This window comes from Okeania sp. (genome assembly GCF_983059655.1).
Genome location: NZ_CEZPJD010000008.1, coordinates 1 through 14643 on the forward strand (window position 1 = coordinate 1; position 14643 = coordinate 14643).

General features: G+C 34.4%; 6 protein-coding genes. 1 reads left to right on the top strand and 5 read right to left on the bottom strand.

Annotated features, from left to right (window positions below; genetic code table 11):
• Positions 1-284: 284 nt before the first annotated feature.
• From AC3DU7_RS01275 to AC3DU7_RS01285, 3 genes are all read right to left on the bottom strand, one after another.
• Positions 285-2297: an adenylate/guanylate cyclase domain-containing protein gene (locus AC3DU7_RS01275; RefSeq protein ID WP_488037560.1), complete on the bottom strand. Its 2013-nt coding sequence runs from the start codon at positions 2295-2297 to the stop codon at positions 285-287.
• Between the two features lie 1055 nt (positions 2298-3352).
• A complete protein-coding gene (locus tag AC3DU7_RS01280) occupies positions 3353-4885 on the bottom strand; it encodes a diguanylate cyclase domain-containing protein (RefSeq protein ID WP_488037561.1) in 1533 nt (510 codons plus the stop codon).
• Positions 4886-9667 (bottom strand): PAS domain S-box protein, encoded by a 4782-nt coding sequence (locus AC3DU7_RS01285; protein ID WP_488037562.1) that lies wholly within the window; start codon positions 9665-9667, stop codon positions 4886-4888. It lies immediately after the preceding gene.
• Positions 9668-10460: 793 nt separating this feature from the next.
• Here AC3DU7_RS01285 and AC3DU7_RS01290 point away from each other — a divergent pair.
• The gene (locus tag AC3DU7_RS01290; RefSeq protein ID WP_488037563.1) at positions 10461-10658 is read left to right on the top strand and encodes a hypothetical protein; all 198 of its coding nucleotides are present in this window, start codon (positions 10461-10463) and stop codon (positions 10656-10658) included.
• A 671-nt stretch (positions 10659-11329) separates the two neighbouring features.
• Here AC3DU7_RS01290 and AC3DU7_RS01295 read toward each other — a convergent pair.
• Together AC3DU7_RS01295 and AC3DU7_RS01300 are read right to left on the bottom strand one after the other, a co-directional pair.
• Positions 11330-11467 carry a hypothetical protein gene (locus AC3DU7_RS01295; RefSeq protein WP_488037564.1) on the bottom strand — a complete coding sequence of 46 codons (138 nt, stop codon included), beginning with the start codon at positions 11465-11467 and terminating at the stop codon, positions 11330-11332.
• Positions 11468-11864: 397 nt separating this feature from the next.
• Positions 11865-13559 (bottom strand): transglutaminase domain-containing protein, encoded by a 1695-nt coding sequence (locus tag AC3DU7_RS01300; RefSeq protein WP_488037565.1) that lies wholly within the window; start codon positions 13557-13559, stop codon positions 11865-11867.
• Between the last annotated feature and the right edge of the window lie 1084 nt (positions 13560-14643).

The window sequence follows — 14643 nt, forward strand, 5'->3', positions numbered from 1 at the left end:
GATAATTGATAATTGATAATTAGGGCTTGCCGATATAACCTCAAAGTATTTACACATAAAGGTTTGAATATTTTTAGGTATCAAAAAATTCTAGCTTTTAGGTAATTCCGGTTCAATTTAGGAGCGTATTTTGGGTAGATTATGGCAGAAAAATTAAGGGACGATTGTTCCAACTACCTCTTCTATAATTCCCAAATTCCCATTCCTCCTGGATTCACCGATTCAGGTTCCTGACTCCTACTCTTACAACTCATACTTTTTCAGCAAGCCCTAATTATTAATTATTAATTGTTGAACACTCCCTTAAGAAAATAAGTATTCATATCTCCTTTGCCTTTAATTGAAATCTTACCCCGCTGTTCAAATACAAATTTTTGCTGGAGTCGCTGATATACAAGACTGGTAACTTGAATTTTACTAGAAATACCAGTAGACTCCATCCGAGACGCAATATTTACAGTATCGCCCCACAAATCATAGATAAATTTAGTTTGACCAATAACTCCAGCAACCACAGGCCCAACATGGATACCAATTCGCAAAGTCAAAGGTTTTCCTAGCCGAGCGTTTATGCGATCTAAACAAGTTTGCATATCTAGTGCCATATTAGCGATCGCCTCCAAATGATTATCTTGCTCTACTAGCAGACCACCAACTACCATATAAGCATCCCCAATAGTTTTGATTTTCTCTAAACGATGTTTTTGAGTCAGTTGGTCAAACTTAGAAAAAATCAAATTCAGAAAATTTACAAGATCTATGGGAGAAACATTTGAGCAAAACTCAGTAAACCCCACTAAGTCAGCAAATAACACACTCACATCATCAAAACTATCAGCGATCGCCTTTTGTTCTTCTTGTAGACGTCTAGCAATTTTAGCTGGCAAAATATTGAGCAATAACTGTTCCATTTGTTGTTGCTGAAACTTCAAAGCTTCCTGTGCCATTTTCCGCTCGTCAATATCAGAAACAGTACCTTCGTAATACAATAATTTTCCCTGAGAGTCATATACCGCACGAGCATTTTCAGAAACCCAAAATGTACTACCATCTTTGCGATATACTAAGGACTCAAAATTATATACAGCATTATCTGTTTTCATTGCTGCTACAAATTTTTGCCTGCGGTTAGGATCGTAATATAGCTGTCGAGAAATATCTTTAATATTTTTGAGTAACTCTTCTGGTGAAGAATAACCATAAATTCTTGCTAGCGCCATATTTGCACTAATAAAACGTCCAGTAGGAGAGGCTTGAAAAATACCATCAACAGCATTTTCTACGATACCATGATATCGTTCTTCTGCAATTTTGAGAGCTTCTTCTGCTTGCTTATGTTGGACTAAAGAAGCTAATTGGGTAGCTGCTGCCTGAATTAATTCGATGGGATAAAGTTGGAAAGAAATAACTTTTTTTTTAAAGAAAATCAAGACTGCTAATACCCGATCGTCCGCAATAATTGGCACTCCAAAAGCTGCTTTTAATCCCACTTCTGCAGCTACTTTTGACTCCTTTGAAAAATCTTCTCTCCACTGTGGTTTTTTGGATGCCCAAACTTTACCAGGTAAACTATTATTATAGGTAAAAGTTAACTTGGAACTCATAGTTCCAAATTGGTCTAAATGAGGTTCTCTAGCATACCAAACTTGACTATATTCAATTACATTATTAACCTCATTAGGAATCCATGCTTCACTAAAATCCCAATTAATTAGTTGGCAACAAGACTGAAGAATAATTGCTAGTGCAGAATTAAAATCATCGGCATTATTAATAGATTGAGTTGTTTCTAATAAAAACCTAATTTCTGTTTCAGCTCTTTCCTTTTCTGCTATTTCCCCTTGCAATTGTAGATTTTGCTCTGTCAATTCTTGATTTTTTTCATGTAGTTGTGCTTGTAAGGAACTAATGATTAATTGATTTTTGACTCGTGCTAAAACTTCCCGCTTTTGAAAAGGTTTAGTAATATAATCTACTGCTCCTACTTCAAAAGCTTTAACTTTATCTAAAGAGTCATCTAAAGCACTAATAAAAATTACTGGAATATCACAAAATTCATCTAAAGCTTTTATTTGTCGACAAACTTCATAGCCATCTATCTCTGGCATCATTACATCTAATAATATTAAATTAGGAGGATTAGATCTAATTATTTCTATAACAGTTTTGCCACTTGACTCTGTCCTAACTTGATAGCCATGACGCTTAAGCAAGCTTGACAAAAGCCGTAAATTCATAGGCAAGTCATCGACTATAAGTATATAGTTTGATGAAATAGTAGTTAACTCTAGGGACATACCTTCGAGAAGTAATAATATAATTAATCAGTAATCAGCGATCGGCACTCAGCAGTAAATGTGTGTGTTTGCAGAGCATTCCAGAGCGGAAAAGGGGGTTTAACCCCTCCACGCACCTTCTGGTTTATAGGAACCGGGAATTTAAACCCAGAACTGCGTTACACTGAAGTCCGCAGTTGTAACCTAGGCGACAAGCTGTTTGCGGAGCATTCCGTCAGAAAATGCGCTCAAGCTCATAGCTAGTTAAAATTTAGTATAGCAGCTCTATTGAAATTTGATAATCTTTAAAACCACAACAGCATTTTGAAAAGAGAATGTTACAAATAGTTTGGTCAACAAAAATGGTTAAAGTCAGATATATATTTAGCACTTGGAGAGTTATTTCAGGGTAAAAAATGATAATAACAGCTCAATCTAGCTGACTACTGACTACTGACTATTGACTACTAGAAACAGTTCCAATATTTGTAGCAAACATTTATCAAATTGGTATTACGAATAATAAGCATGATGAAAAGACTTTACGGAAGATATTCCTCTGAATCAATCCTCTTTTTTTCAAGGAGAAATAATTGTTAATAATTATTAATTGTTAAGCGTAGCTCCTCTAGAAGCGGCACATGATATAGCGCTACGCGCACAGAAGTCAGAAGTTAGAAGTATAGCAATGAGCGCTGGTATATTTACAAATTGCAGGAGAGGCCAAATAGCTAAAAGTCTTATATTATTCCTGACGGAATGCTACGCAAACAGCAATTTATTCCCCCTGTTGCCTCTCTTGGTCAGCATTCCCTTGCGCCTGCCGGCGACGCGGGGTCTGACCGCTGTTGCCTGTTGCCTGTTGCCTGCGCACAGCGCTATAATCCCTGACGCTCGTTTGAGTTTCTATAATTGCCCTAACCTATTTGCGTAATGCTATATAGCCTTTTCAGTTGCGACCTATTTAGGATTGCTATATATAAATATTACAGTAGTTAAATCGACAGTTTTTCAAGTCATAATTAATAATATTGATTTGATATTGATGACTTTATGTGCAGTTTTTATTTATAGATTTAATTTATAACTCTATCTACTCTACTAACAGTGCAGTTTCGTTGTTGATTTTTTGCCTGATAAAGCGCTTGGTCTGCAAGAGAAATTAACTCTGCAGGTAAGCGATCTTCTTGAAGAATCATACTTGAAATACCTAGGCTGATAGTAACATATTCATTAATTTCAGATTTAGCATGAATAATTTTCAAATTTTGCACTTCTAAACGGACAGTTTCAGCAATTATAAAAGCATTTTTAGCATCAGTATTAGGAAGAATTATTGCAAACTCTTCTCCTCCATAACGAGCTACTAAACTTCTAGGAATATCGACCATTTCATAAATAGTTTTAGCGATTTTTTTTAGGCAATCATCTCCTGCTTGATGACCATAGTTATCATTGTATAACTTGAAATAATCTACATCACAAATAATTAGAGAAAAAGGCAGATTTTGTTGTTTAATTCTCTGCCATTCTTGGTCAAAATATTCGTCAAAATGACGACGATTAGCTACTTGAGTCAAGCCATCTAAGGTGGCAAGTATATGCAGTCTTTGATTAGCCAATTTCAGAGTATATTCTGCTTTTCGGCTTTGAATCATTACTCCTAAATGATTAGCTAATGCTTTAACTAAATCAATTAATTGTTGATTTTTTGGAGTAACTGCTTGATTGAAGAAAACCAAAATTCCTAATACCCGATTGCTCCACAAAATCGGTACAGCAAAACAAGATTTTAATCCGACTTTAATAGCTAGATCGTAACGTTGCAAAAAATTAGAAGATGTCTGATAAATATCTTCTATCCATTCTGAATCCTTACACTGCCAAACTCTACCAAGTAAGCTTTTATTATAAGTAAAAGTTAATTTTTTACTATCATCTCGGAATTCATACAAATTTGGTTCATTAGTATAAAAAGCTTGACTATGTACAATTTTAGAACTATCAGAATTAACAAGCCAAGCTTCACCAAAATCCCATTGAATATTTGAACAAATATGATTGAGAGTAACTTCAAGTGCTGAATAAATATCTGAAGTAGAAGTAATTTTCTGAGTAGTAAATAACAAAAAACGAATTTGCTCTTCAGTACGTTGACGCTCAATAATTTCTTGTTCTAGCTTAGAATTTCTCTCTTTCAATTCCATTTGTAGTCTATAAGTAGATAATTGATTTTCAACTCGTGCTAATACTTCTCTGATTTGAAATGGCTTGGTAATATAATCTCTACCTCCTACTTCAAATGCTTTGATTTTATCTACTTCTTGATGATAAGAACTAATGAAAATTATTGGTATTTCTTTGGTGTTTTCAAAAGTTTTTAATTTTTGGCATACTTCATAGCCGTTTATATCTGGTAAATCAATATCAAGTAATATCAAATCTGGCTGAGAAATCTGTGCTCCATTAATTGCAATTCTACCATTAATAGCTTTTCTGACATAATAACCATGATGCTCGAGCATACTTGCTAATAACCGTAAATTTTCCGGTGCATCATCAACTACTAAAATATTTGCTGGTAAATTTTCAGATTTTTTTTGCTCCATTTATTCCTCACTTTCTATTAATTCAAGGATGATATCTAAACGAAAATTTTCTACTAAATCTGTTAAGCAATTAATTAAGTTAACTTCTGCTTCAGGAATTTGCTGAATTAGCTGAGTGACCATTCGATCATTAACAGATAATGCAGCAAAATGTAATTGCTCCAGCCATTCAGGAGGCATAATGCTTAAAGATTCTTTTGTAAGTTTTATTTGAGGTTCTCTAGTAGTAGAATTTGATGTTATTTCTTGATACAGATAACGTACTCCCAAATAACTAGCCAACTTTTCCAACAATACATCTTCTGAAAAGGGTTTAGCAATAAAATCATCACAACCTGCTGCCAAAATAGCATCACGATCTTCATCAAAAGCATTAGCAGTTAAAGCAATAATCGTAGTTGCTTGACCAAAAGATGTTTGTTTAATAATTTTAGTTGCTTCATAGCCATTCATAACAGGCATAATAATATCCATAAGAATTAAATGAGGTTGCCAAGTTTGCCAAATAGATATGGCTTGTTTGCCATTCTCAGCATTTTTAATTTTAAATCCTAAAGGCTGAAGTAACTGAATTAGTAACTGACTGTTTTCTGGCACATCTTCCACTACTAAAATTCGATAAGCCGGTTGATGAGGTTCTAAACCGATAATCTTGCGTCGATCGGATAATATTGTTGTTTTGACTATTTCTATAACTTCAGCAGAAATATCAATATCAACATTAAAAGTTGTACCCTTTCCTACTTTACTACTAACAGATATCTCCCCTCCCATTAAATGAATAAATTCCCGACTAATAGGTAAACCCAAACCAGTTCCTTCTATTGATTTTTTACCAGTTTTTGTTTGAACAAAAGGTTCAAATAAACTATTTATTTCTGATGTTTCAATTCCTGGACCAGTATCTGTAATAGTAAATTCTAGCTTTCCTATTTGGTGATGATTAAATACTGACAATGTAACTTTTCCTTCAGATGTAAACTTAATAGCATTACCTAAAATATTAATCAGAACCTGACGTAATTTTCCTTCATCAGTTTTGATAACTTTAGGCAAATTATCGGCTACTTCAAAGATTAGTTGTAAACCTTTTTTATTAGCTTTTAGCATCATCATATCTTTTATAGATTGGAGCAGTTCATCTAAATCAAAGCAACTTTCTGTTAAAGTAATCCTACCTGCTTCAATTTTGGACATTGATAAAATATCATTAATTAAATTTAGTAAATGGTCTCCACTACGATTAATAATTTTTAAATGCTCAATTTGCTCCTCATTTAAAGAATTATCTCGCACCAACAGTTGGCTGAAACCCAAAATTGCATTTAAAGGAGTACGCAACTCGTGAGTCATAGAAGCAAGAAAATTACTCTTAGCATGGTTAGCAGCTTCCGCAGTTTCTTTAGCATTTTTGAGTTCAACTTCTCCTTGTAAACGTTCTAACTCTGCTCCCACCCGTGCAGCAAAAATTTTCAAAATCAACTCATCAGAAGAATTAATATCCATTGGTGCAGCATCCATAACTATTAAAATACCAAGAATTTTGCCTTGGGAATTACATAGAGGAATACCCCAATAACTTTCTACATTTAACTTAACTAACCAGACATCTTGGGGAAAAAGTTGTTGTAAAGAATCTGGATAATAACGAATTTTATCCTCTAATACTTTCTCACAAGGAGTGTATGCTACAGAGTAACTGATATTTTCGATCGCTTCATCACTACCCCAAAATGCTTTGACATAGAGTTTTTGTTCTGCTTCCTTTAATTCAGCAATACAAGCATAATCAAGTTGTAGCACTTGAGCTAGACTCCGAACACAAGCATCGAAAAAATCATCTCCTGTATAAGAAGCAGTACCTTCAACAATAAAACGTAAAGCTTCTTCCCGTTCCTTTTTTTCTGTGATATCAATACCAAAAGATTGAATTTCAATTAAACGTCGCTCTCGATCTATTATTGGTTGATTTGTCCAACTAACCCAGCGCCGTTCCCCAGAAGCAGAAATGACTTGATATTCTGAAGTTATTGGAGATAATTTTTTTTGAATTAATTGAATATTTTTCTGTACTTGCTCTTGAGCTATTCTATCTGGTATTAGTTCTAAACAGTTACTGCCTAATAATTCAGTTGAAGACTTACCAAAAAATTGACAGTAGTATCGGTTAACGAATGTGAACGCACCATTTGGCTGCCATCTACAAACCAGTACACTATCCTGTGACTCTACCAGTTCCCGATAACGAATTTCACTTTCTCTTAAAGCTCCTTCTATCTGTTTGCGGTCGTTAATATCCTGTAGAGATCCTACCATCCTAACTGGAGTTCCATGTGGCTCCCAAAGAGCTTGGCCTCTGGCTAAAACCCACTTATAATTCCCATCTTTGCAAAGTATACGATGCTCAACAACAAAGTTAGGAGTCTCTTGCTTGAAGTAACTCTTCATCAGCTCCGTCATCATTTTACGATCGCCTGGATGTATCCGACTGTACCATTCATTGTAATGGGGTTGAATTTCATAGTCTTCATAGCCCCATATAGCCTTCAAGCGAGATGACAGAAAGGCTTCATTGGTTGTAATATTCCAGTCATAAATCCCTTCATTATTGCCTTTTAATACTAACTGCCAACGTTCTTCGCTTTTTTTGAGTGAATCTTCTACCTGCCTGCGAATCTGAATTTCTTGCTCTAATAATTCATTTTGTGCGGATAATTCCTGTCGTTGTTGTTTTTCTTGTGCTAAAAGATTTACTTGAGCGATCGCAATACCTACTTGAGCTGCCACCGCTTCTAACAATTCTATTTCTTCTGCTTTCCAATGACGAACATAACTACATTGGTGTACGCCGATTGCCCCATTAGTTTTTCCTTGATAAGAAGTCCGAATTGCCATCATTGACCTGAGCTTGAGTTCCTTACATAAAGGTAAAACTTCTTGTAGCAGAGGTTCAGCATAGATATCATCAGTTGCAATTGCTAAGTCTTGGGACAACATCAACTCAGCATGAGAATTACCTAATATGGGAATTTCTAAATTAGAGGGTAACTCTAGAGCGTAGCTCTGATACTGAGCCACTATGGGAATTCGTGGTACAGGAAATTCTGAATAAGTATGAATCAAGCAGCGGTCTGTATGTAAAACTCTGGCTATTTGATTTGCTGCAGTTTGGTATACTTGTTCTGGCTCTAAGCAAGAGCGAATTTGATGGGTAATTTCTCTCAATACTAATGCTCTTTGCATTTGTCTCTCTAGAGAAAATTTTGCTGTGGATAGTTCTATTTCTGCCTCTTTACGCTCTGTAATATCAATCGCAGCACTAATGTAACCTGCAAAAGTTCCATTAGGAGTAAATCTTGGTTTAGCTGTATCTACTACCCATCGATATTTGCCATCAAACCGACGCAGACGATATTCCATCTGAAAGGCAGCAAAAGTTTTATGGCTGTGTGTATACATTAAACGACAGTGTTCTTTATAGTCTGGATGAACCCATTTTAACCATTCATTTGTTACAGTATCAGATAAATTGTCTCCAGTAAATTCTAACCATGTTTGATTAAAAAATGTGCTGTTACCATTAGTATCTGCCACACGGATCATTACAGCTATACCATCTGCCATTGAGCGAAAACGAGCTTCACTTTCCTGTAATGCTTGTTGGGCAACTATACGTTCGGTAACATCTACTTGCACTGCTACATAATGAGTTAAAGTTCCAAAATCATCATGCACTGGAGAAATTGTTATTTCATTCCAGAATGTACTACCATCTTTGTGGGTATTTTGTAAGACTACCGAATATTTTTTTCCCGTGGCGATCGCCTCTCTCAATTTTTGAATTTCTGGCTGATTTGTATCAGTACCTTGTAAAAAATGACAATTTCTACCAATAACTTCAGAAATTGAGTAACCTGTAGTTTTTTCAAAACCTGAATTAGCATATATTACTGGGTGTTCGTCTACAGTTAAGTCGCTAATTACAATTCCTTGAGGGGCTGTAAATATTGCTCTTTCTAATAGTTTTAAATGTTCTTGTTCGCGACGACTTTCTGTTACCTCTTTAAGAGTTAAAAGATAAGCTTTTTCATGTTCCCAAATAATTTCTTTTATATGTGTTTCTATAAATAAAACTTTTCCCGATTTTTGTCGAATATATATTTCTGTTTCATTACCATTTACAAGAGGTAAACCTATTTCTTCATTGATTAACTCTGTAGCCGATTTTTCCCATAACAATTCTGTTGCTGGATTAACAAAAACTATTTTCCCTTCTCTGTTAATAATCATCAGACCTTCTGACATATTAGTAATGATTGCTGATAAGTTATATTCATTTTTTAGCTTTGTTTCTATTTCCTTTTCTAGTTGTTTATTTTTTTCTTCTAATTTTAGATGTAGTTTTTTGATTGTCAGTTGAGCTTCTATTCTTGCTAATACTTCTTCTCGTTGAATGGGCTTACTAATATAATCTATTCCTCCGGCTTGAAACCCTTTGATTCTTTCCGTAGTATCAGATATATCGGTCAGAAAAATTACTGGTATATTATGAGTGTTAGGATTTCCTTGTAGTTGTCTGCAGATTTGATAGCCATCTATTTCTGGCATTTTTACATTCATTAATATTAAATCAGTCTTATTGTCTATTACATATTTTAATGCTAATTCACCAGAATTAGCTTGTTTTATTCTATACCCTTTACAGCGGATGATTTCAGATAAACAAGATAAAATATGGGGACAATCATCTACTAGAAGAATTGTAATTTTATCGTTATTCATAATTATTTTTTTTCTATATTGATTATTCTATTTACAAATTAAGAATTGATATTTGCAGCATTTTTATGTATATATTCCCTGATCATATAATAATTATATACCAATTTTATTGAGGTTATATATAGTATTTTTATCTTGGTCGTAAAAACTCAATCATAGAAGAGAACAGACCAAAGTAAACAGGTGGCAAATCGTACATTTTTTTTAGTTCAAAAATAAAGATAATCTAGATGGAAAAATCTTTTCAAAAATATAAATAGCAGTTACTTTTTCCTATTACAGCATTTTCCATTGTTACGAGGTACAAAATTTTAGGTTTGAGGGAACAGGGAACAGGGAACAGAAAAGAATAAAAACAACTGTACCTCATAGCTTCGGAAACTGCTGTATCTTTCAACTAAAGTATTTTTTTTTGATATTAAATAATAAAATTTTTACTATATATTTAACTCTCAAAAATTGGAGTTAGGGGGAAGATTGCATAGCATTATTTTTAATATAACCATGGTAACGTAGTGTTATACCATCAAGAGAATATTACAAATTATGTAGTTCAACAATGAATAATGAATAATGAATAATGAATAATTACCTCTCCTTGAAAGAAGAGGATTGACAAAGAGATGAAAATTTTTCTTTATTATCCCCTTAAAAGGGGAGGCTTTAAACCATAATTTTTCGGTAAGGAAGCTAGAAATTCCCTTGTTAATGCGTGTACTTTAATATACGACAAATCTGCTATATCAAAAGCTTGTATGAAGTTTCATTAATTAGGGTTTGCTGAAAAAGTATTATGGGTGAGGGTACGAGTCAGGAGTCAGGAGTAAAGAAAGAAGAAGAAAAAGGAGTAGAAGGAGAAAGTTTTTTGTTTGCTGGTGCACAACTTTTCTGTCAAAATGCTACCGGAAACGTTAACATGAAGCGTTGCGCCAGCATCATCGCGGATCGCAGAATGGAGTTCTATCGCGCTCTTATACCGGACATGATATAGTATCATGAACCTATCCCACTATTTTAAATAAGCTTATTTGTTTAAGTAAAATTTATTTGAAAAGCTTAATTTTTCGTTTTTAATACCAAATTCATGCAAAGGCAGTTACATCTTAATTTGTCATTTATTCCTAAAAGAAAAAATTATAAATTCCATAAATTATAAAATTTTCACCTTTTTTCCTCTTTTTTATGATGTTTTTCTTTCCCTGTTCCCAGCTCCGGTGTTCCCTGTTCCCTATGTAGTCACTGTAGCAATATTTTATGAAATTGGTATAATTCTCAAAATATTTAAGGTTTTCAGCAAAAATATTATTAGTGGGATAGGTTCATATCAGCTCGGATATATTTGTGTAATACCAAGGGTGAATATCTACAGGAAATTTACGTTTTTTCAAGCTTTTAAACCTTCTTCCCTCTTCCTTATTTTTTCTTCCTTCTTCCTTCTTCCTTCTGCTATCCAACTAGCAGATAAAATGTCAAAAAAAAAAGCGATAATTTCATTATCGCCATGATTACAGCACTTTGCGCGGATAGTGAGGTACAGTTTAAATTTTAATCTTTTTTTCCCTACTGCCTACTGCCTACTTCCTAAAGTCCTAAAGTCCTAAAATTTTGTACCTCATCAACTCCAAAACTGCTGTAAAAATGGAAGTAGAGAAAAAAATGTCTTTAACGGTTATCTTTATCCCTTTGTTGACGTCTACGATCGCGCCATTCAGCTGCCGTTAAATATACTACTCCTCCAGTTACGATTAACATTAGTCCTGATGCCAGTATCGCCATAATATTTATGAGTGTTAATTCCACAACTTCTCCTCAAATTTTAGATTTTTTATTTTATAGCAGGGAACAGAGAACAGGCAACAGTGGGAGAAATATTTCCTTGTCTAAGGTTTATTAAAAGAGGGAACAGGAAACAAGGTTTCAAGCCTGTCCTTTTTAATTATTAATTAGGGCTTGCTGATTAAATCTAAAAGCATTAATAGATATTGGCTTGAAGAATTTTAGAAACTGAAAAATTATCAGCTTTCCGGTGGATAGAGGGGAAAAAATGAGGATTTGGGGGTAATGATGAGAGAAAAACTAAGGGGAAATTATGAATGACGGCCTCTTATACAACTCCCCATTCATCCTTACTGCCTACTCCCTACCCTAACAAAAAGACTTATTCAGCAAGCCCTAATTATTCATTATTCATTATTCATTATTCATTATTTGGTAGCTCTTCTAAAATGGTAAACTTGACATGATTAATTGCCAAATTACCAATAGAAACTTTTTCCTTATTAACAGGTATCCCCTTATTTTTCAGAGTTTCAAACTTAATTCCTTTACCAATTTCTACATGATACCAAGCTAAACCCATAAAAAACCTTAATGGATAAGGTCCTCCTTCCTGTAAATCATCAGGGTTTGATTCCATAGGTACCCAACCAAAACCAGGTAGATAAAATTCTAACCACACATGATTAAAATCTGGCTCTAAAGGCACACCTTTTCTATCAGCAAAAGCCGGACATTTATAGCGACCCACTGTACGACAAGCAATCTTATTTAATCGTGCCAAAGCTAACAGTAATCCTACATACTCTCCACAAGATCCAACACCTCTTTCTAACACAATATCTGGAGTATCAATCTTAGCTGTTACTCCATAAGAAAGTTGATCGTAGACATAATTCCGAATATTAAGCAGTTGACGCAATATATTTTTTTCTTGTAAAACAGCATCTTTTGCTGCCTGGATCACCATCTCTTTATCCATCGCCAAATTATCATTATCTACGAGATATTTTTCCTGAAAACCTTCTGGCAATTCTGGAATATTTTCTACATTAAAAGGTTGAATTTGGTACTTAATTGCCCTTACTTCTAATAAAGCCTTCCAACCAAATATACGCCTTTCACTTTGACGCAATGGTTGAAACCGAAAAACAGCAACTTTTTCACCATTTTGAATTTCTTCAGTAAAAGGTATTCCTATAGAAGAAATTTCCCTAACTTTTTGGCGATGAGTTTCTGATGGTAAAGCAATACGCCATTCTAAATCTTCTAAAAATACTTCATCTAATGGCTCTAATTCTTCTACATAAGACATCTCTATTAAAAAACTATTAGAAACAGCATATTTTTCCTCTTCATTGTAATAAAAATAAAGAGGATGTATAAAAGAGCGATCGCGCTTACTCAGCTCATACTGTCTTTCTGAGTTTGGATCATCCCTAATATAAAGTTCATCACCAGCATAAGCGACATAAAGTTGTCTTTCCCCAGTATTTATATCCACATAAAATGCTAATCCCGTAGGATTTTCAAAAGGAGTCAGTACACTAAACTTAACTTGACCAGTTGCCCTTTCTAAACAATAAACAGTTTGCTCCTCGCGGTCACAAAGCCACAACTCTTCATTTTGTACTGTAATATTTTCAAAACCGATTCCTGGAGCATAAAATCCAGTAATTTGTTGTCTAGTATTTTTGTCTAATACAAAAATCCTACCTAGTTTTTGACAAGTGACATAAACTGTTGACTCCCAAACAGCAATTCCATCAGCAGCATAAGGTAAAGTGAAAAAATGTTGCCATTTTAGACGTCCCTCTGATGAATTACCAATTGCATTAGAACAGAAATAAACTTTATTTTCCCTTGTCAACCAAAGAGTATCTTTCCAAAGTGCAATACCTGTAACATCAATAAATTCATTAGTTTGAAATGGATTAATAACTATTGTATTATCTGTTTTTGGGTCGATTTTTAGCAGAAAACCACGATTTTTGTCAATGGCATAGAGAGTCTCTCTAGAAAAAGCAATACTATGTAGTGAGGCAACTCCAATTGGTCTAATAGTCCTTGGCCCAGAAGATTGTTTTTGCATACTTTTAGGTAACTCAAAATTCATGTTAATAGCCTTCGGCTGGAAGTCAGGAGTCAGTAGATTTTTTTTTGGTGCTATAGATGAGAGTAGCTGGCTACTGGCTGGAAGCCTTACCGAATAATTAATAATTAGGGCTTGCTGATTAAATATCAAAGTCTTTATAGATAAAGGTAAGTGCCTTTTTAGAACGTGAAAAAGTACTTGATTTTCGCCTGATCAGGCGAAAAAAGTGAGTATTTTGGCGTATAGTGGGGCAGAGTTGGCAAAGGATAATTTTTCTGAGTACCTCCTCTACAACTCCCCCCAACTCTTGAGTTTTAGCTACTCCCTACTCCCTACTCCCTACTCCCTGCCTTAGCAAAAAGACTTCCATAAGCAAACCCTAATTAATAATTGAATAATTCAGCTTTAGTTAGCTGACCCTTTCAAGGAGAAAAAAGGGGTCGTTAGCGTTTGCTATAGTATTCCGTCAGGAAAGCTTCCCGTAGGGTGGGATGGCGATCTTCGGAGTGGCTCTGATAAGAGCGGGTCTCCTTGCTATATCCAATCGACCAAGAGAAAAAATAATATTTCCTGATATTAAATTCCGTAACGGTTTTAATCAGAGGTAATTATCCATTAATGAACGGGTATAAATCCTCACCGCCACTCCCGGTGTCCACAATTGGTTGGGGTTTTGAATCCCCACGAACATTGATTCTATCTCCAGAATTGCTTTCTCCTGACTCCTGCTTCAAATTCAGAATAAATATTTTCGCAGTAGGTTTTGAGTATTAATTTACTAAGCTGTTGAGTATTTAAACTATGTAACTCCTTTGTCAAAGAAAACCCTTAACACAGAACATAAAATATCAATGTGTCTTAGCTTACTATATAATTATTGATAAAATTAAATCGTTTATACTAATGCTTCAGAAAAAACTTATATTTTGTCGAATAAATACCCGATTAAATAAATGTAGAAAAACTTAATACTGTTCCTTGATTAGACGCATTTTATAGCAATCCTAAATTATTTGCGATAATTTTATTGCTTCGGCGTTTCTCATTTCCTGTTCCCTGTTCCCTGTTCCCTGTTCCCTCAAATCTACAATATTTCAAAATTTCA

Excerpts from the sequence above, each read along its gene's own strand:
- AC3DU7_RS01275 (WP_488037560.1), bottom strand. The coding sequence starts at position 2,297 with ATGTCCCTAGAGTTAACTACTATTTCATCAAACTATATACTTATAGTC.
- AC3DU7_RS01280 (WP_488037561.1), bottom strand. The coding sequence starts at position 4,885 with ATGGAGCAAAAAAAATCTGAAAATTTACCAGCAAATATTTTAGTAGTT.
- AC3DU7_RS01285 (WP_488037562.1), bottom strand. The coding sequence starts at position 9,667 with ATGAATAACGATAAAATTACAATTCTTCTAGTAGATGATTGTCCCCAT.
- AC3DU7_RS01290 (WP_488037563.1), top strand. The coding sequence starts at position 10,461 with ATGGGTGAGGGTACGAGTCAGGAGTCAGGAGTAAAGAAAGAAGAAGAA.
- AC3DU7_RS01300 (WP_488037565.1), bottom strand. The coding sequence starts at position 13,559 with ATGAATTTTGAGTTACCTAAAAGTATGCAAAAACAATCTTCTGGGCCA.